Here is a 17628-nt window from a genome sequence, read left to right as displayed (position 1 = left end):
TAGTCTCTAGTCTCCCTCTCCGAGAATCTGCGGCACCACGAAGCGGTCGTCCTCCACGGCCGGAGCCTGGTCCAGCGCCTCTGCCTGCGTCAGCGTCTTCTTTTCCACGTCGGCGCGCATACCCGCGTCGATGGAGTGCGGGTGGCTCATCGGCGTGACACCCTCAGTGTCCACACTCTGCACCTTCGAGACCGCGTCCACGATCGTGTCCAGCTGCTGGGCAATGTCGTCCAGCTCCTCGTCTTTCAGCGCGATTCGCGCCAGGCGTGCGATGCGCGACACCTCGTCGCGTGAAATCTCAGCCACAGTCCCATCCCTTCGTCCATCACATGGGTTGCGATTAACGCGCCTTATCTTACGTCACGGCAATTCGCTTACCCGCGGGCGGTAAGACGCACCGGCAACGACGCCCAGCCACCGACCGGGTGAACCTCACGCTCCCCCTCGCCAGCGCTGGTGACCTCCGCGGCCGCAAGCAACTCCTCGAAGAACGCCTGCAACTCGACGATCGACAGCGCCTTGCCGGGGCACGCGTGAGGGCCTGCGCCCCAGACCAGGTTGTCGTCCGCGTGAGCATCCGGCTCAAATCCATCCGCGTCTGCGAACACAACCGGATCCCGGTTCGCTGCGGTCCAGTGAATGCGCACACGCTGTCCTTCCGGCAGATCGTGCCCGCCGAGCGAGACGGGGCACGTGGTCACGCGCCGGTTGCTCACAAACGGCGAATCGGCGCGGAGAATCTCGTCGGCAATCGCGGTGAACTCCTTCTGCGAAACACCGCCAGCGAGGCGGTCTTGCAGCTCCGGGTGACGGATGAGAGCGTCAAGCACCACGCCGATGCAGTACGCCATTGAGCTCAGATCGCCCGCGGTCCAGTTGCGCAGCACGGACACAATTTCTTCGAACTCCAGACGGCGTCCGAGGCTGTCGTCGTGGACGAGCCGCGAGGTGACCGAATCGCCCGGGTTGTCTTGCAGCGGTTCGACCACAGAGCGGATGATGTCGTCGAAACGCTCCGCGACGGCTGCGGTGCGCTCGAGCTCGCCGGACCGGGTGGCTGCGTTGTTGTCCGCCACCCATTCCACAAGGGTGTCGTTGAGCTCGCTTGGCCATCCGAGCCACGCGGTCATCGCCCGAACCGCGTACTGGGCGCCCAAGTCGCCGACGGCGTCGACCTCACCGGCCGACACCGCCTTCTCAGCCAATTCCCGCGCGATTTCACGGAACATCGGATCGAGCTGCCCGACCTCCTCTGCAGTGAGGTAACGGTCGATCAACGCACGCATCTCAGTGTGCTTTTCGCCGTCGAGGCCGTTGGGCAACTGCAGGAAACGCGACACGCCCGACGAGAACTGTTCCGGGTTCTCCGCCACTTCGCGGGCGAGAGCGTTGCCCGTTACGACGACCTCCTCGCCGTCACGAGCCAACCTCGCGCCGTCGCGAAGCAACGCGTCCCCGACAGCACGCGGTTCGGCCCCGGCGAGCGTGGTCTGCGGAATTTCGGTGCGATCCATTCTGGTTCTCCTCCATTCGAAAATTGTCCGGTTTTCGAATGTACACCCGCTCGCGATGTGCCGAATTGCTATAAATAAGGCCATGTCGTACCTCATCCGCGTATCTCTCCCCGACGTCCCGGGCAGCCTCGGCCAGCTTGCCGAGGTCTTCGGCATGGTGGATGCCGACATCAACTCCGTGGACATCGTGGAATCCTCCACCGACGGCACGGTGACCGACGACATTGTGGTCACCCTGCCCACCGGCGTGATGGTGGACACCCTGATCACCGCCGTGGCATCCGTCGACGGCGCCGAGGTGGATTCGATCCGCCCGTTCACCGGCCGTGTGGACCGCCGCGGGCAGATCCAGATGCTCGCCCAGGTTGCGGCGAAATCCGGCAGCGTCGAGGATCGGCTCAGCGAGCTGGTGGACGTCATGCCGAGTGCCGTGACCTCCTCCTGGGCCGTGGTACTGCACACCTCCGACGAGGGTCTCACCCGCGCCGCCGCCTCCCCCGCCGCGCCGGAAGACGACGGATCAACCCCGCAGATGCCGCCCGTCGAGACCGCGCGCATCCTCCAGCCTGACTTCGACGACTGGGCCCCGGAGTCCTGGTTCCAGCTCGGCACCTCGCTGACGATTACTCCCCTGCACGGCACCGACATGGTGCTGGTGGTCGGCCGCGTGGGCGGTCCGGAGTTCCTGGCGTCCGAGGTGCGCGAGATCGGCGACCTCGGCTGCATCACCGGCGCGATGCTGCGCTAGCGCGCGAACGCCATGCATAATTTCTAGAATTTTGAAATACTAGAAACTATGCAACCGCTTGAAGCACGCTTAACCGCCATAGAAGCGCGCATTGACGCGCTCGAACAAGCATCACTTCCGCAATCACCCGAGTTTCACGCCGACGGCGACCACGACGGGACGGTGTCCTTCGCTGGCAACATCGCGGTGCCGACTGGCACGTACACATACGCGTGGGCCCGCCCGACAGCCTGGATTACGGACCAGCCGTGGGATGACGCGATTGGCCGCATCGCCGCGCTCGCACACCCGGTACGCGGTGCGATCTTGCGCCACCTGCTGGCGGCGCCCGCGTCGGTGACGGAACTTGTGGAGTCGGACTTGGTTTCTTCCACTGGCACGGCCTACCACCACCTGAAGGAGCTGCAAGCCGCCGGCTGGGTGCACAAACAGGACGGGGTTTTCAAGATTCCCCCCGCCCGCGTTATCCCCCTCATGGCTATGGTCATTGCCGGGGAGGATCACTAATGCGCGCCAGAGACATTGCTGTTGGGGTCATCGCCGCCGCTGTCACCGCCGCGGCATTACTCTCAACCGGCCCCCGGGACATTTCGGTGGCCACCGAGCACACAGGCGATCCCGAAATTTCCTCCGCCCTCGAGCATCTCGCGGAGAACGGCCACCACAACCTCGCCGCGTTCTCCTACGACGGCGGCGAGACACGCTTCGGCGGCCTCGGCGCGGACGAGCACACCGAGTTCGAAATCGGCTCGATCACCAAAACCTTCAACGCGGAACTGGTCCGGCAGTTCATTGAGGAAGGAGAGCTCAGCCTGGACACCCAGGTGCAGGAGCTTATCGACGTCCCCTCCGCCCCCATCTCCGACGTGACCTTGGAAGAGCTGCTCAACCACACTTCCGGTCTGGCCACCACCGAAAGCCTCAGCTTTAAAGAATTGTTCATGGCCAATCTCCGTGACGGCGGCAACCCGTACCGCCGCGATACACCGCAGGACATTATTGACGCCGCCGGCGCCGCCGAACTGAAGGACCGCGGCGAGAAGCAGTACTCAAACTACGGTCACGCGCTGCTCGGCCAACTACTGGCCACACACGCTGGCGTTCCGTACGACGAACTGCTGCGCACCCGCATCTTCGAGCCCGCCGGCATGACCTCGACGTATGTGGCGCTTCCGGGCACCATCGACGGTGCCCCTACCGGGTTGTCGGCCAACGGGCACCACGCCGGGCCGTGGGACATGAACGGCTGGGCGCCAGCGGGCGCAATCCGCTCCACGGCGGCTGACATGGCGAAGTACGTGGAGTGGGTGTCCTCGCACGGTGTGCCCGGATACGGCTGGGCCAGCCTCGAAGATAGCGGCGAGGAGTTCACGTTCCACAACGGCGGCACGGGTGGCTTCCGCACCATGTTGGTCTGGGACCCCGACAATAACCACCGCGCAGCGTTCGTCGCGGGCGATACCGAAGCTTGGGTGGACGCGCTCGGCATCGATCTGCTGAAGGAGACCCGATGATTGCCCTCACCATGATTCTGCTGTTGCTCGTGTCTCCGACCTTCAGCGCCGTGCGGAAGACCAAAGGCCCAATTTACGCCCTCGTCAACGCGGTGATCTCCTCAGCTGTGGTGTGGATGCTCTCATTTGGCGTGAACTGGAACGGCCAGTTCCCTATCTGGCTGTGGTGGGCCATCGCCGTGTGGGCGGCGGCCCTAGTGGGGCTGAGCGCCGCTCGGCTTACGCAAGCGCGTCTGGGCCGCCCTCGAGCAGCTGCACAAACTGCTCCTCGTTAAGGATCGGCCGGCCCAGCTCCTCCGCCTTCGCGGCCTTGGAGCCGGCGTTTTCACCGACGACCACATAATCGGTCTTCTTCGACACCGAGCCGGCCGCCTTGCCTCCGCGCGACAGGATCGCCTCTTTGATCTCGTCGCGGGTGAAGCCCTCCAGCGTGCCGGTGGCGACGATGGTCAGCCCCTCCAGCGTCTGTGGGGCGCGGTTCTCCTCGTCGGATTCCATGGTCACGCCGGCCGCGGCCCAGGTGTCCACGATGTTCTGGTGCCAGTCCACGGTGAACCACTCTTTGAAGCTCTCGGCGATCACGTCGCCGACGCCGTCGGTTTCGGCGAGGTCGGCCGTTGGTGCGTCGATAAGCGAACGTATCGAGTGGAAGCGCGATGCGAGCGCGCGCGCCGCGGTGGGGCCGACGTGGCGGATGGACAGCGCGACGATGACGCGCCACAGGTCGGCGTTTTTGGCGGTTTCCAGATTGGCCAGAAGCTTCTTGCCGGAGGCGTTGACCTCGCCGTCCTTGCGCGTGTACACGCTGGACTTTTTCAGGTCGTCTTCGGTGAGGTCGAATAGTTTCGCCTCGTCCTCGAGTACGCCGGAGGCGATGAGGTCCTGCGCGCCTTTCTCCCCGAGTGTCTCAATGTCGAACGCGCCGCGCGAGGCGATGTACTCCAGGCGGGTGGCAAGCTGCGCCGGGCAGGAGCGGGTGTTCGGGCAGCGCCAGTCCGCGTCGCCGTCCTTGGCGGGGGCGAGCTTCGTGCCGCAGACGGGGCAGTTTTCGGGGTAGACGAACTCGCGCTCGGTGCCGTCGCGAAGATCTGCGACAGGGCCCAACACCTCCGGGATGATCTCGCCGGCCTTGCGCACCACGACGGTGTCGCCGATCATCACACCCTTGCGTTTGACCTCGTGCTGGTTATGCAGCGTGGCCATGGACACCGTCGAGCCGGAGACGAACACCGGCTCGAGCACCGCGAACGGGGTGGCGCGGCCGGTGCGGCCCACGGAGACCTCGATGTCGTTGAGTTTCGTGGTCACCTCCTGCGGCGGGTACTTGTACGCGATGGCCCAGCGCGGGGCGCGCGAGGTTGCACCCAGGGCGCGCTGCTCGGCAACCGAGTCGACCTTGACCACCAGGCCGTCCATCTCGTAGATGGCGTCGTTGCGGTGCTCGCCCCAGTAATTGACGGCCTCGATGACCTCGTCGGCCGTCTCGGCTCGGCGCGTGTACTCGCTGACCGGCAAGCCCCACTCGGCGAGCTTCTCGTAGGCCTCGTGTTGGCTCTTCGGGGTGAAGCCCTCGCGCGCGCCGATGCCGTGGCAGATCATGCGGAGCTTGCGTTTCTTCACGTCCTCCGGGTTCTTCTGCCTCAGCCCCCCGGCCGCCGTGTTGCGCGGGTTGGCAAACGGCTTGCCGCCTTCCTTCTGGCGTAGCTCGTTGAGCTCAGGGAAGTCCTCGGGGCGGATGAACACCTCGCCGCGGACCTCGAGGAACGCCGGGGCGTCGCCGGTGAGCTTCTGCGGGATGTCCTCGATCACCCGCGCGTTGGCGGTGATGTCCTCGCCGGTGGTGCCGTCGCCGCGGGTGGCGGCGCGGGTCATTTCGCCGTTTTCGTAGACGAGGTCGATGGACAGCCCGTCGATCTTCAGCTCCGTGAGGTACGGTCCGGGGGCTTTGGCGAGCCACTCGCGCATCTCGTCTTCGTTGAAGACGTTGTCCAGGCTCATCATGCGCTCTGGATGGGTGACGTCCGCGAACGCGGTGTCGGTGGCGGGCGCGCCGACCTCCTTGGTGGGCGAGTCCGGCACGGCCAGCTCCGGGTGCTCCTCCTCCAGCTTCTGAAGGCGACGGAACAGCTCGTCGAACTCGCCATCGGTGATCACCGGCTGGCCGTTGTAATACAGGTCCCGGTGCTTGCGCACCTTCGCGGCCAGCTCGTCCCATTCACGGTGCAGATCAGCGGAAATTTCACTCACGGGTGACGAGTCTAGCGCCGTCACTCACGTCCGCTCTGCCCGCGTCGGCGCGCTCATTACAATGTCGCTCATGGCCACTTTCGACGCCTCCCGCATGCTCTCCTTCGACCTGGAGACCACCTCCGCCAACCCGCGCGAGGCCCGTGTGGTCACCTCTGCGCTCGTGCGTATCGACGGCTCCGAGGTCGACGCCAACGAAACCCTCGCGGACCCCGGGGTGGAGATCCCGGAGGAGGCCGCGAAGGTGCACGGCATCACCACGGAGAAGGCCCGCGCGGAGGGACGCGACCACGACGAGGTGGTGCGCGAGACCGTCGAGGCGATCAAGAAGGGCTGGGAGGACGGCCTGACCCTGGTGGTGTTCAACGCCCCCTACGACCTGACGGTGCTGCGCCAGCTCACCGGCGACTTCACGGTCACCGGCCCGGTGTTCGACCCCCTGCTCGTCGACCGCGCCAAGGACCGCTACCGCAAAGGCCCGCGCAACCTTACCTCCATGTGCGAGCACTACGGGGTGCGGCTGGACAACGCGCACGAGGCCACCGCAGACGCGTTCGCTGCGGCCCGCGTGGCGTGGATGCAGGTGCGCAAGCTCTACCCGGATCTTGCCCAGATGGACACCGGCGAGCTCATGGAGTACCAGGCGGTGCAGTACTTCACGCTGCAGGAGGACCGGAAGCGTTACTTCGAGTCCCAGGGCCGCGACGCCTCGAACGTGCTGCCCGGCTGGCCCATGCTGGGCTAGTGATCGGCTAGTTGAGCGCCAGCTCCGCGCGCAGCTTCTCCGCGAAGTTGTGCAACCCCCGGTTGTCGCCTTCAGATTCGACCGAGTACCTCTCCCCCGACTTGGTCTTCACCACCATCGCGCCCGACTCGCTGATGACCACATCGGCAATGCTGGCGGCGTCGAGCTCTGTGGTTTCGTTCTTGTCCACGAGGCGCAGCGTCTGCCCGTCAAAATCGGCCTCGCGTTTACCCGACAAAAGCCCAAACGCGACGAAGAACGCAATGCCGATCCCGGCGCCTAACAGCATGTCATCCATCACCAGGCCGAACACGACAAAGAACATCACGCCAAAGACAATTCCCATCGAGAAGTCAGCCTTTTTCTTGTCCCAGTGCAGCGGTGTAGTCATACCTCCACTGTAAGTGCCTCGGCCATCTCCCTGGCCGCCCGGTAGTTCGCTGCCGTGCCCACCAGAGTGGCGGCTGGCTCGGCGTAGACGTCCACTGTCGTTTCGGCCGGGTCGATCTGCAGCTCGTCGAACAGGTCGTACAGCTCGCGCGGGACCATCACCGGAATCGCGATGCGTGTGCCGGCGTCCAGCAGCCGGGCCAGCGCGTCTTTGTCGGCGCGGTGCGGGTCGCAGGTCAGCCACGGGACGTCGAAAAGCTTCGGCGTATGCAGCAGGTGCTCGCCGAAGCGCGCGAGCGTTTCCTCCGGCTCGGGGATCGCGCGGATGGTCTCGAAGTCGGTGGCGCCCTGCAGCGTGCCGGCGACGACCTCGGGCAGGCGCGGCTCGTCCAGCTGCAGCACACTTTTGCCAAATCGCTTCTCGACGTCCCTCCGGTGCCCCACGCACACCTCCAACAGCGCGTCTGTAAGGTCGCGAAGCGCGCCGGCGTCGGTGATCATGCGGTGGCCGTTGGCCATCTCGATCTCGGTGGCGAGCGTGAACGGGCCCGCCATCTGCACCTTCACGGTGTCCACCTTGCCGTGCCAGAGCTCCTCGAGGTGGTCGAGGTCGCGCTTCATGCGGTCGGCATCCGCGCGCTTCCGGGCCGCCACGCGCCAGCCGCGGGGCCCGCGCGCGACGGGGATTTCCAGCATGGCGGCGGTGCGGCCGATCAGGTCCGAGCCGACGCCGCGGTCCGGCAGCTGCGGGATGTGTGGCAGGGGCGATTCGGAGAGCACCACGTCCGCGGCTTGCGCGAGGTCGGTGCCGGGCAGCGGCCCAAGGCCGAACGCGGTGGGAGGAAGTGTTGTCACGGCGCTGATGTTACCCAGTGGCGCAGATGGTGCCGGAGCCGAGCACGATGTCGCCCAAACCGTCCGGGTCCGGCAGGTAGAGCACCGCCGCCTGGCCGCGGGCTACGCCTTCGAGCGGCTCGTGGAGGGCAAGCGTCATCTGATCGCCCTCAACGCGTGCGGTGCAGGGCACGACCCCGCCGTGGGCGCGGATCTGCACGTTGGCCTCGAACTCGCCTTCCGTCGCCGGGTGCAGCACTTTCAGGCGGTCGGCGGTGATCTCGTGGACCTTCAGCGCCTCGCGCGGGCCGACGGTGACCGTGCCGGTGGCGGTGTCCACGTCCGTGACGTAGCGCGGTTTGCCGTCGGCGGCGGGCACGCGAATGTTCAGTCCCTTGCGCTGGCCGATCGTGTACTGGAACGCGCCGTCGTGTTCCTTCAGCTCGCGGCCCTCGGTGTCCTTAATCATGCCGGGGCGCATGCCGATCGAGCGGCCCAGAAACGCCTGGGTGTTGCCGTCCGGGATGAAGCAGATGTCGTAGGAATCCGGCTTGGACGCGGTGGCGAAACCGTGGCGGGCCGCCTCCTCGCGGATCTGGGGCTTTTCGGTGTCGCCGACCGGGAAGAGACAGCGATCCAACTCGTCGCGCGTGAGCACGCCGAGGACGTAGGACTGGTCTTTCTTGGGGTCGGTGGATCGGCGGAGGTTGCCTTGGTCGTCGATAATTGCGTAATGCCCGGTGGCGATAGCATCGAAGCCCAAGGTCACCGCACGGTCCAGCAACGCCGCGAACTTGATCTTCTCGTTGCAGCGCAGGCACGGGTTGGGGGTCTCGCCGTGTTCGTAGGACCACACGAAGTTGTCGATGACTTCTGCCTTGAAGCGGTCGGAGAAGTCCCACACGTAAAACGGGATACCCAGGTGGTCGCACACGCGGCGCGCGTCGGCGGAGTCTTCCAGCGAACAGCACCCGCGGGCGGACTCGCGCGTCTGCTGGGCGTCCTTGCTCAGCGCAAGGTGCACGCCGACGACATCGTGGCCCGCCTCCACTAGGCGCGCAGCAGCGACAGAGGAGTCGACTCCCCCACTCATGGCCGCCAATACTCGCATGTCGGCGCAGTGTAGTCCCGTGAATGCGAAAGGTGAAACGTCCGCCTGAATGCATGGAAACACCCACTAGACATATACCCCCATGGGGTATTAACGTGGGAGACAGCCGTCGTGCTAAGCCCCGGCACGGCCGAACCGACCACAACGATGAACTGCAACGAGAGGACAGCACCATGAACGACAGACACGCCCACTCCGGCACCCGACCCGGTGGGCACGCCAGCCATCACGAACACAGCAACCACGAAGGCCATGCCGGCCGCCACCACACAGAGCACGCGGGCCACGGAGAACATGGAGGCCAGGGCCACGCAGGCCACGCAGGCCACGGAGACCACGTTGCCCAGTTCCGCAGGCTCTTCTGGATCATGTTGGTTCTCGCGTTCCCGGTCGTCGGATTTAACGAAACCTTCGCCCATCTCATCGGCTACCAGCTGCCTGACGCGGAATGGGTCCGGTGGATCTCGCCGCTTTTGGGTACGGTCATTTACTTCTGGGGAGGTCGCCCGTTCTTGACGGGTGCTGTCTCCGAGATCCGCTCCCGCCAACCCGGCATGATGCTGCTGATCGCGCTCGCGATCACGGTCGCCTTCGTCTCCTCTTGGGGTGCGAGCCTGAACTTGCTGGACCGCGGGCTGAATTTCTGGTGGGAACTGGCGCTGCTGGTGGTCATCATGCTGCTGGGGCACTGGATCGAGATGCGCTCCCTCGCTCAGACCACCTCGGCCCTGGACTCCCTCGCCGCACTTCTGCCCGACGAGGCCGAAAAGATCGACGGCGACGAAGTGGTGAAGGTCACCCCGTCGGATCTTGAGGTCGGCGATGTCGTGATCGTGCGGCCCGGCGCGTCCGTGCCTGCCGACGGCACAATCGTCGACGGCAGCGCCAGCATGGACGAGTCGATGGTCACCGGTGAGTCGAAAACGGTGCGCCGCGGTGAAGGCGAGCACGTGGTCGCTGGCACCATCGCGACAGACTCGGGTCTGCGCATTGAGGTCACGGCCACAGGTGGCGACACCGCGTTGGCCGGCATTCAAAAGCTCGTCACCGATGCGCAAGAATCGTCATCGCGGGCGCAGCGCCTCGCAGACAAGGCCGCCGCGTGGTTGTTCTGGTTCACCCTCGGCGCCGCCATTCTGACCGCCGTGGTCTGGACCGTTATCGGCATGCCAAACGACGCCGTGGTGCGCACCATCACGGTGCTCGTCATCGCCTGCCCTCACGCCCTAGGCCTCGCAATCCCGCTGGTCGTCTCGATTGCGACTGAGCGCGCCGCCCGCGGCGGGGTGCTGATCAAGGATCGGCTCGCACTCGAATCCATGCGCACCGTCGACGCAGTACTGTTCGACAAGACCGGCACTCTCACCAAGGGCGAACCCACCGTCACCGCGATCGACACCGCCGGCGGGCGTGATAAAGAAGACGTGCTTGCCCTTGCGGCGGCCGCCGAGGCAGACAGCGAGCACCCGCTCGCACGCGCCATCACCGGGGCTGCTCAGGCCCGTAGCGTAGCCGTCCCGCAGGCAATCGACTTTTCTTCGTCCCCAGCAGTGGGCGTGAAGGCAACTGTTGACGGTGAGGTAATCGAGGTCGGTGGCCCCTACCTGCTTGAGAAGCATTCCGCCGGGGAGCTCCCGGTCGCCGACGAGTGGCGAAAGGAGGGCGCGATCATTCTCCACGTCCTCGCCGACGGCGAAGTGATCGGAGCACTCCGGCTTGCCGACGAGATCCGCCCCGAGTCCCGCGACGCCGTCGACGCACTGCACTCTGCCGGCGCCCAGGTCGTCATGATCACCGGCGATGCGCAGGCCGTCGCGGACACCGTCGCCAAGGACCTGGGCATTGACCGGGTCTTCGCGGGTGTGCGTCCCGAGCACAAGGCCGCGAAAGTCAAGGAACTGCAAGGCGAGGGCCAAAAGGTCGCCATGGTGGGCGATGGCGTCAACGACGCCCCCGCGCTGGCCCAGGCCGATGTCGGCATCGCGATCGGTGCCGGCACAGACGTGGCGATCGGCTCGGCGGGCGTGGTCCTGGCAAGCTCCGATCCGCGATCAGTGCTTTCGGTCATCGAGCTCTCCCGTGCGACCTACCGGAAGATGAAGCAGAACCTGTGGTGGGCGGCCGGCTACAACCTGCTGTCCGTTCCGCTGGCTGCCGGTATCCTCGCCCCAATCGGGTTCGTGATGCCGATGAGCGTCGGCGCAATCCTGATGTCGGCCTCGACCGTCGTCGTCGCCCTCAATGCGCAGCTGCTCCGCCGTCTCGACCTCACTCCGCAGAGCAGCGCCGACCGTATGCTCAACCGATCCAAGTGACCCGACACCGCTCACACCACTCAGGAGGCCCATGATGAACGACCACGGCTACATCAGCGTGAAAGACCGTTACCTCGCTCGGCTCAAACGTATCGAGGGGCAGACCCGCGGTATTCACCGCATGATCGACGAAAACGCCTACTGCATTGACATCCTCACCCAGATCAGTGCGGTCAACGCGGCGCTGAAGGGCGTAGCACTGGGTTTGCTGGACGACCACTTGAAGCACTGTGTTGCCGATGCGATCAGCGACGGGCAGGAGGCCGACGTAAAGATCGAAGAAGCGTCCGCAGCTATCGCGCGGCTGGTGAAGTCCTAGACCCGAGTACCCTCACCAGCCATGGTCGCAAAAAGCGAGTATTACGAGATCGACACCGGGGTCGCCGAAGTCCTGCACGAACCCGACGGCTCCATGGTGCTGCTTGTCAACGGCGTGCCCAGCTCCCACATCGTGCCGGGCGAGCCGACCCGGCTGGATTTCGAGTACATGCGCTGGATGGCCGATTTCCTCAACGACGCCTATCCGGAACCACACCGGGCGAAGTCGCGCCTGACGCACCTCGGCGGCGGCGCGTGCACCCTCGCCCGCTACTTCGCCGCCGCGTGGCCCGGCTCGCGCAGCACGGTCGTCGAGATCGATTCGGAGCTCGCGGTGCTTGCGCGCGAGCTTTTCGACGTCCCCCGGTCCCCCACCGTGAAAATCCGCGTCGGCGACGCCCGCGAGGTCACCGACGCGTTCAAACCGGCGACCCGCGACGTGATCATCCGCGACGTGTTTACCTCCGCCACCACCCCGCGCAACCTGACGACGGTTGAGTTTTACACGGCGGCGTGGACGTCGTTAAGCGACGGCGGCTTTTACGTGGCCAACTGCGGCTCGCATGCAGACCTGAAGGAGGCGAAAGAGGAGCTCGCGGGGATGTGCGAGGTGTTCCCGCACGTCGCGGCGATCGCGGATCCGCCGATGCTCAAAGGCCGCCGCTACGGCAACATCGTCCTCATCGGCGCTGGCCACGCGCTTGAGGCGAGCGACACGCTTACCCGCAACCTGCTCAAAGGCGGGGTGCCGGCGCAGTTCAAAGACGAAAAATGGTGCCGCCGCTTAGCGACGACACCGCGGCACGACTAGGCGGCCTTCGCGGCGTTGTCCAGCAGGATGAGCAGGTCGCCGATCTGGTAGTCGCCGGTCATCATCTTCTGCAGGTCCTCGATCGGCAGCTCGCCTTGGCCCGCCAATGCGCGGACGAGGCCCGCGATGTTATCCGCGTCGGTCGGGTCGAAGCCGGCGAGGCGGGCGGCGTCGATAAGCTGCTGCGCACCCAGGCCGCCCGCGGCGAGCGCGAGGATAGCGACGACGAGCTTGGTGCTGTCCTGCTCGAGCACCTTCAGCTCCCCGGAGTCCGGCGCCTGGAACGCCTCCAGCACCCCGCCGCCGGCCCGCAGGTCGCCCGCGGCGAACTGGTTCAACTGCGCGCCGTTGCCGTTGTAGATGTTCATGTCCACCGGCGTGTTGATGCCCACCACGCGGCCGGACTCGCTGCGCTGCCAGAAGCTCAGCTTCTCCCAGCCGCCGACCGGGGCCGGCGGGCGGTTCTGGTAGGCCGCCAGCCACAGCGGGTACGAGGTAAACGCGCTGGTGTCGTTCATGCGCTCGTACCAGAAGTAGCGGTAGGTGTAGATCATCGGGCGCTTGCCGGTGCGCGCCTCCAGCTCGGAGAGGAACGCCTGTGTCCAGCCCGCCAGCTGCACCGGACCTAAGCCCTCGTCGACCTCCAGGTCCAGTACTGGCGGCAGCTGGGTGGCCGGGCCGTCGTTGACCACAGAGGCGAAGTAGCGCGCCTGCGCCACCGGATCCTCGGCGGGGCGCGCGTAGTGGTAGGCGCCCACCTTCAGGCCGGCGTCGGCTGCGGCCTTGGCGTCCTCGTCGTAGAAGTCGTTTTTCCAGCCGTCACCCTCGGAGGCCTTCACGTAGGCGAAGTCTTGCCCGCCGATGGTGTGCACGGAGCGCCAGTCGATCGCGGCGCCGCCCGGGCGCTGGTGGCCCGCCACGTCCACGCCGGAAACAACGCCCGGGATGGACTGGGCGTCTGCGGGCCCGGTCACCGGGTTGACCACGCTCAGGCCTAGGGCGAGCGCGGTCACGGCGGCGGCTGCGGTACGTATGCGGCGAGTGATCTGCATGCCCAACACACTAAACCACTCAAGTCACACACACCACACGCGACACGCAAGTTACAGCGCGCCGGCCGCCCGCGCCCGCTCCACCACCTCCGGGATCGCCGCCAAAAACTTCTCCACGTCCTCGCTCGTGTTCGTCCGCCCCACCGTCACGCGCAGCGCACCCATCGCTTCGCGCTCGGAGTACCCCATCGCCTCCAGCACGTGGCTCATCCGCAGCACACCGCTGGCGCACGCCGAACCGGCCGAAACCTGGATGCCCTGGGCGTCCAAAAGCATGATCAGCGCGTCCGCGTTCGCCCCCGGGAACATGAAGTGCGCGTGCCCCGGAAGACAGGGCTCATGCTTTGCGACGATCACCTCCGGCACCGCCTCTTTCACCCCAGCGATCACCGCATCGCGCAGGCCCGCGACCCGCTGTTGCTCCTGCCCCATCTCGGCGACCGCCTCCTCCAGCGCCGCCGCCGTCGCCGCCACCGAGGCCACGTCCACCGTGCCGGAACGGATCCCGCGCTCCTGCCCGCCGCCCAAGATCACCGGCTGCGGCGCCGGCGAGCGCCGGGCCAACAAGATGCCGGTCCCGCGCGGCCCGCCGAACTTGTGCGCGCTGGCCGCTAGCGTGGCCGCGCCGAGCTCGTGGAAGTGAACCGGAATGTGCCCGACCGCCTGCACCGCGTCCACGTGCACCGGGGTGCCCGCCGCGCCTGCGCGGGAGACAGCCTCGCGCACCGGCTGGATCGCGCCGGTTTCGTTGTTCGCCCACATCACCGCCGCGACCGCGGCCGGGGTATCCAGCGCCGAAAGGTCCGACACCACGCCGTCGCGCCCCACCGGCAGCCACTCAGTCTGCCCCAGAGACTTGACCACCTCGAGCACCGCCGGGTGCTCGATCGGGGTAGACACCACGCGCCCGCCGCCGGAGGCGCTCCAAAGCCCGCGCACCCCGATGTTGTTCGCCTCGGTGCCGGAGCCGGTGAACACCACCTCCACCGGGTCCGCGCCCAACGCGGACGCGATGCGCTCGCGGGCGTCGGCGAGCACCGCGTTCGCCTGGCGCCCGGCGGCGTGCTGACTGCCGGCGTTCAGGACACCTGCGTGCTCTACCCACGCGTCGATGGCGCACTGGCGCATGGGAGTGGTGGCTGCGTGATCGAGGTAGACCATGCCCCACAGGTTAGGCGTGCACGCGCGCGTGGCACACATGCGCCACCGCGTCGTCGCCGATGCGCGCGATCACCACGCCCATCTGCTTGTCCCCGCGCAGCTTGAGCTTTTTGCGCAGTTGGTCCGGGTCCACGTCCACCCCGCGTACGAGGATCTCCGCGGCCCCAGCCCCGTGGCTGGCGAGCGTCTTCTTTAGCGCTCGCAGCGGCACCGCCTCGATGAACTCGAAGCCGCTATAGCCCGCTGGCACAGCGTCGCCGGTGGTGTAGGCGATGTGCTCGTCCAGCATGCTCAGCCCGTGGCGCGCGGCCCACTGCCGCACCAGCCCCGCACGGACAACCGCTCCGTCCGGTTCGATGATCCACTTGCGCGGCGCGGTGACCTCCACCTCGTCCGGCTCGTCGTCGGTGACGCGTTCCTCGAAGTCGCGCAGCACCACTGCTTCTCGACGAGCTCCGCCCGCCAACCCCGGCGTGTACAGGCACGCCTCTTTTACGCCCCCGTCCACCGAGACCACGCTGACCAGGCCATCCCACCCGGAGTAGTCGATGCCCGGCGCGCACTTGACCGCCATCTCGCGGCCCGAATGCGCAGAAAGCAGGTCCGGCAGCGGCGGTAGGAGCTTCGCCGGGTCGGTGATCCGTTTGCCGCCGGCCCGGCGCGCCGGGTCGGCCACCACTGCGCCGCCCGTGCTCACCGGCGAAAGTGCGTCGGCGCGAGTCAGCCAGGCGTCTGCGCCGAGGTTGTGCCGCGCCATGACCAAGCGCGCGGCGTCCAGGTCCGAGCCGAGCCAGGCAACGCCGGCATCAAGAAAGGCCGGGGCCTCCGAGCCCACCGAACAGGTCACGTCGTGGACGAACTCCACCCCGGCTGCGGCGATGCGCGTGGCTCTCACCTGCGCCACGCGCGCCGGGGTGGCCTGCTGCACTGCGTCGGCGTCGGTGAGCCAGTGCTCCGGGAACTTCCTTGCTGCCGCGCGCTGGGAGGAGATGAGCACGCTGACCGCGCGGGCGTACTCGCCGAAGCGGGCATCGAGGACCGCGCGGTCCGCGAACACGGATTGCTTGGTCAGTGCCACCTGCTTTGAAACCTCCGCGATCTCCCCGGCGTGTGCCGCCAAAAAGCGGGCTTCTGCAACGCTAAATCCCACCGCGGCGTCCAATCCTGTCTATGGGCGTGAAAGAGAAAAAGTCACGGTAGCGCAGGTCGTCCACCGGGTCGCCCACCACCGGGGACAGGTCTGCGCGCCAAGCGGCGGCCAGCGCCTCTTCCGTGTCGCTGAAGCGCGCTACCTCGTTCAGCTGCGCCCACGTCGAGGGTGCCAGGCGAACCAGGCCGTGGCGCCAGCCCTCCAAGATCAGCTTTGGTGGAAACCAGTTGGCGTCGTCCGCCTCCTCGGTGTTGGAATCCGGTTCCTGGCCCTCCGGGTTGGCGGCGACGAATGTGAAGGTGTCGAACCAGTTGCCGCTTTCAGACTTACCCACCCACCTCGCGAGCGGTTTGACCAGGTCGGCGCAGACGTTGAGGTTGGACTCGCGGAGCACGTCGGTAAGCGAAAGCTCATGCGACGCCAACTTCAGGCGGTGCTCGTGGAAGGGGCGCGCGTCATCGAGCAGCACCCCGTCGTCGTCCACGGCGAGCAGCGTGCCGGTTTCCTCGAACAGTTCGCGCACCGCCGCAAACAGCAACGCGTGCGCCTTGTACTTGGTCACGCCCAGCTGGCGCGCCAGGGAAATTGCGGAGCGGCCGAGCCACAGCTCGCCGTCGTCCCACGCGCGCGGCGGGAAATCGCGCGAATCCACCCCACCGCCGGGAAAGACTGTGATGCCTGGGTAGTTCGGCATGGAAAGCACGCGTTCCTGCATCCACACCTCGAGACCGTCCGCACCGTCGCGCAGCAGCATCACCGTCGCGGACAGCCGGGCACCTTGAAACCCGCTGCGCTCGTGGACGTCGATGGTGTCGCCGACGTCGTGCGTCAGCACGCCCTGGGTGCGATTCCTTCTCGTGGGCATTGCCGAAATCCCCTCAGGCCTACGCCCGGTGCGCACCACCGCGCTTGGCGCGAGCTCGGCGGGCGGTGTAGCGGCCCTCGTCCACTGTGACCTCGATGGGCTGGTGGTAGGCGCGCGAAACGTTTTCGGAGGTCAGGACGTCGTTGATGAGGCCCTGGGCGACCACCTCGCCCTCGTCCAGCAGCATGGCGTGGGTAAAGCCCGCCGGGATCTCCTCCAAGTGGTGGGTGATCATGACAATCGCCGGGGCGTCCGGGTCCATGGCCAGATCGCCCAGGTAGGCCAGCAGGTCCTCGCGCCCGCCCAGGTCCATGCCGGCGGCCGGCTCGTCCAGGATCAAAAGCTCCGGGTTGGTCATCACCGCACGCGCAACCAGCACGCGCTTCTTCTCGCCGTCGGACAGCGTGCCCCAGGTGCGGTCGATCAGGTGGATCGCGCCGACCTGCTCGAGCACCTCGAGGGCTTGCTCGTAGTCCATTTCGTCGTAGTCTTCGCGCCAGCGCCCCAAGATGGCGTAGCCGGCGGAGACGACCAGGTCGCCCACCTTTTCGCCCTCCGGCACGCGCTGCGCCACCGCCGACGATGTCACGCCGATCGCCGCACGCAAGTCGCGCATGTCGGTGGCGCCGACGCGCTCGCCGATGATGAACACGGTGCCCTTGGACGGGAACTCCTGGGCCGAGGCCATGCGGATCAAGGTGGTCTTGCCGGCGCCGTTGGGGCCGATGACCACCCACCGCTCGTCCAGTTCAACCTGCCATGTCACGGGGCCCACTAGGGTGTTGCCGCCGCGGATGAACTCCACGTCGCGCATGTCCACCAGCAGGTCCGGGTCTGTCACCAATTCCTCACT

Annotated in this window: 18 protein-coding genes; 7 read left to right on the top strand and 11 right to left on the bottom strand. The window is 66.6% G+C overall.

Going from position 1 to position 17628, the window contains the following annotated elements; translation table 11 throughout:
- Positions 1 to 6: 6 nt before the first annotated feature.
- Together gatC and CIHUM_RS04870 are read right to left on the bottom strand one after the other, a co-directional pair.
- A complete protein-coding gene (gene gatC / locus CIHUM_RS04875; protein WP_034999856.1) occupies positions 7 to 306 on the bottom strand; it encodes an Asp-tRNA(Asn)/Glu-tRNA(Gln) amidotransferase subunit GatC in 300 nt (99 codons plus the stop codon).
- A gap of 68 nt (positions 307 to 374) precedes the next feature.
- Entirely contained in the window at positions 375 to 1514 is a 1140-nt protein-coding gene (locus CIHUM_RS04870; RefSeq protein ID WP_034999855.1) for a cytochrome P450, read from the bottom strand.
- Positions 1515 to 1596: 82 nt separating this feature from the next.
- Between CIHUM_RS04870 and CIHUM_RS04865 the strand changes: the two genes are divergently transcribed.
- The 3 genes from CIHUM_RS04865 to CIHUM_RS04855 are packed head-to-tail and all read left to right on the top strand — an operon-like array spanning position 1597 to position 3776.
- Entirely contained in the window at positions 1597 to 2262 is a 666-nt protein-coding gene (locus CIHUM_RS04865) for an ACT domain-containing protein (RefSeq protein ID WP_034999854.1), read from the top strand.
- 48 nt (positions 2263 to 2310) lie between these two features.
- Entirely contained in the window at positions 2311 to 2769 is a 459-nt protein-coding gene (locus tag CIHUM_RS04860) for an ArsR/SmtB family transcription factor (RefSeq protein WP_034999853.1), read from the top strand.
- On the top strand, positions 2769 to 3776 hold the full coding sequence (locus tag CIHUM_RS04855; protein WP_034999852.1) for a serine hydrolase domain-containing protein: 1008 nt from the start codon (positions 2769 to 2771) through the stop codon (positions 3774 to 3776). The genes CIHUM_RS04860 and CIHUM_RS04855 overlap by 1 nt, the downstream gene beginning before the upstream one ends.
- 219 nt (positions 3777 to 3995) lie before the next feature.
- Here CIHUM_RS04855 and ligA read toward each other — a convergent pair whose 3' ends face one another.
- A complete protein-coding gene (gene ligA / locus CIHUM_RS04850) occupies positions 3996 to 6023 on the bottom strand; it encodes an NAD-dependent DNA ligase LigA (RefSeq protein WP_034999851.1) in 2028 nt (675 codons plus the stop codon).
- A gap of 70 nt (positions 6024 to 6093) precedes the next feature.
- Here ligA and CIHUM_RS04845 point away from each other — a divergent pair, with 70 nt between their 5' ends.
- Positions 6094 to 6768 (top strand): 3'-5' exonuclease, encoded by a 675-nt coding sequence (locus tag CIHUM_RS04845; RefSeq protein ID WP_034999850.1) that lies wholly within the window; start codon positions 6094 to 6096, stop codon positions 6766 to 6768.
- A gap of 7 nt (positions 6769 to 6775) precedes the next feature.
- Here the strand turns inward: CIHUM_RS04845 and CIHUM_RS04840 are convergent, their stop codons facing one another.
- The 3 genes from CIHUM_RS04840 to mnmA are packed head-to-tail and all read right to left on the bottom strand — an operon-like array spanning position 6776 to position 9103.
- Positions 6776 to 7159: a hypothetical protein gene (locus CIHUM_RS04840; RefSeq protein ID WP_034999849.1), complete on the bottom strand. Its 384-nt coding sequence runs from the start codon at positions 7157 to 7159 to the stop codon at positions 6776 to 6778.
- Positions 7156 to 8013: a uroporphyrinogen decarboxylase/cobalamine-independent methonine synthase family protein gene (locus CIHUM_RS04835; protein ID WP_034999848.1), complete on the bottom strand. Its 858-nt coding sequence runs from the start codon at positions 8011 to 8013 to the stop codon at positions 7156 to 7158. Before CIHUM_RS04835 ends, CIHUM_RS04840 begins: the two co-directional genes overlap by 4 nt.
- Before the next feature lie 10 nt (positions 8014 to 8023).
- On the bottom strand, positions 8024 to 9103 hold the full coding sequence (mnmA, locus tag CIHUM_RS04830; RefSeq protein ID WP_034999847.1) for a tRNA 2-thiouridine(34) synthase MnmA: 1080 nt from the start codon (positions 9101 to 9103) through the stop codon (positions 8024 to 8026).
- Between the two features lie 173 nt (positions 9104 to 9276).
- On the opposite strand from mnmA, the gene CIHUM_RS04825 reads away from it, so the two are divergent.
- From CIHUM_RS04825 to CIHUM_RS04815, 3 genes are read left to right on the top strand one after another with little or no spacing between them, the layout of a single operon-like run.
- Entirely contained in the window at positions 9277 to 11418 is a 2142-nt protein-coding gene (locus tag CIHUM_RS04825; RefSeq protein WP_074432047.1) for a heavy metal translocating P-type ATPase, read from the top strand.
- Between the two features lie 31 nt (positions 11419 to 11449).
- Positions 11450 to 11737, top strand: a complete 288-nt coding sequence (locus CIHUM_RS04820) for a metal-sensitive transcriptional regulator (protein WP_034999845.1) — start codon at positions 11450 to 11452, stop codon at positions 11735 to 11737.
- A gap of 21 nt (positions 11738 to 11758) precedes the next feature.
- Complete coding sequence (locus CIHUM_RS04815; RefSeq protein WP_034999844.1) at positions 11759 to 12547, top strand: spermidine synthase; 789 nt, start codon at positions 11759 to 11761, stop codon at positions 12545 to 12547.
- Here CIHUM_RS04815 and CIHUM_RS04810 read toward each other — a convergent pair.
- From CIHUM_RS04810 to CIHUM_RS04790, 5 genes are read right to left on the bottom strand one after another with little or no spacing between them, the layout of a single operon-like run.
- Positions 12544 to 13599, bottom strand: coding sequence for a glycoside hydrolase family 25 protein (locus tag CIHUM_RS04810; RefSeq protein ID WP_034999843.1), 1056 nt, complete (start codon positions 13597 to 13599; stop codon positions 12544 to 12546). The genes CIHUM_RS04815 and CIHUM_RS04810 overlap by 4 nt on opposite strands.
- A 51-nt stretch (positions 13600 to 13650) precedes the next feature.
- Positions 13651 to 14760: a cysteine desulfurase family protein gene (locus CIHUM_RS04805; RefSeq protein ID WP_273680244.1), complete on the bottom strand. Its 1110-nt coding sequence runs from the start codon at positions 14758 to 14760 to the stop codon at positions 13651 to 13653.
- Between the two features lie 10 nt (positions 14761 to 14770).
- A complete protein-coding gene (locus tag CIHUM_RS04800) occupies positions 14771 to 15910 on the bottom strand; it encodes a THUMP-like domain-containing protein (protein ID WP_034999841.1) in 1140 nt (379 codons plus the stop codon).
- Positions 15900 to 16775: an NUDIX hydrolase gene (locus CIHUM_RS04795; RefSeq protein WP_034999840.1), complete on the bottom strand. Its 876-nt coding sequence runs from the start codon at positions 16773 to 16775 to the stop codon at positions 15900 to 15902. Before CIHUM_RS04795 ends, CIHUM_RS04800 begins: the two co-directional genes overlap by 11 nt.
- 19 nt (positions 16776 to 16794) lie before the next feature.
- A complete protein-coding gene (locus CIHUM_RS04790; protein WP_051106496.1) occupies positions 16795 to 17589 on the bottom strand; it encodes an ABC transporter ATP-binding protein in 795 nt (264 codons plus the stop codon).
- Between the last annotated feature and the right edge of the window lie 39 nt (positions 17590 to 17628).

Source organism: Corynebacterium ihumii, assembly GCF_028609825.1.
GTDB classification, from domain to species: domain Bacteria; phylum Actinomycetota; class Actinomycetes; order Mycobacteriales; family Mycobacteriaceae; genus Corynebacterium; species Corynebacterium afermentans.
Note: the sequence above shows the minus strand (reverse complement) of the source record. Positions and strands in the feature narration are given on the sequence as shown.

Excerpts from the sequence above, each read along its gene's own strand:
- CIHUM_RS04825 (WP_074432047.1), top strand. The coding sequence starts at position 9,277 with ATGAACGACAGACACGCCCACTCCGGCACCCGACCCGGTGGGCACGCC.
- CIHUM_RS04860 (WP_034999853.1), top strand. The coding sequence starts at position 2,311 with ATGCAACCGCTTGAAGCACGCTTAACCGCCATAGAAGCGCGCATTGAC.
- CIHUM_RS04870 (WP_034999855.1), bottom strand. The coding sequence starts at position 1,514 with ATGGATCGCACCGAAATTCCGCAGACCACGCTCGCCGGGGCCGAACCG.
- CIHUM_RS04840 (WP_034999849.1), bottom strand. The coding sequence starts at position 7,159 with ATGACTACACCGCTGCACTGGGACAAGAAAAAGGCTGACTTCTCGATG.
- CIHUM_RS04810 (WP_034999843.1), bottom strand. The coding sequence starts at position 13,599 with ATGCAGATCACTCGCCGCATACGTACCGCAGCCGCCGCCGTGACCGCG.
- CIHUM_RS04805 (WP_273680244.1), bottom strand. The coding sequence starts at position 14,760 with ATGGTCTACCTCGATCACGCAGCCACCACTCCCATGCGCCAGTGCGCC.
- CIHUM_RS04855 (WP_034999852.1), top strand. The coding sequence starts at position 2,769 with ATGCGCGCCAGAGACATTGCTGTTGGGGTCATCGCCGCCGCTGTCACC.
- CIHUM_RS04795 (WP_034999840.1), bottom strand. The coding sequence starts at position 16,775 with ATGCCCACGAGAAGGAATCGCACCCAGGGCGTGCTGACGCACGACGTC.
- mnmA (WP_034999847.1), bottom strand. The coding sequence starts at position 9,103 with ATGCGAGTATTGGCGGCCATGAGTGGGGGAGTCGACTCCTCTGTCGCT.
- CIHUM_RS04845 (WP_034999850.1), top strand. The coding sequence starts at position 6,094 with ATGGCCACTTTCGACGCCTCCCGCATGCTCTCCTTCGACCTGGAGACC.
- CIHUM_RS04790 (WP_051106496.1), bottom strand. The coding sequence starts at position 17,589 with ATGCGCGACGTGGAGTTCATCCGCGGCGGCAACACCCTAGTGGGCCCC.
- CIHUM_RS04815 (WP_034999844.1), top strand. The coding sequence starts at position 11,759 with ATGGTCGCAAAAAGCGAGTATTACGAGATCGACACCGGGGTCGCCGAA.
- CIHUM_RS04865 (WP_034999854.1), top strand. The coding sequence starts at position 1,597 with ATGTCGTACCTCATCCGCGTATCTCTCCCCGACGTCCCGGGCAGCCTC.
- CIHUM_RS04820 (WP_034999845.1), top strand. The coding sequence starts at position 11,450 with ATGATGAACGACCACGGCTACATCAGCGTGAAAGACCGTTACCTCGCT.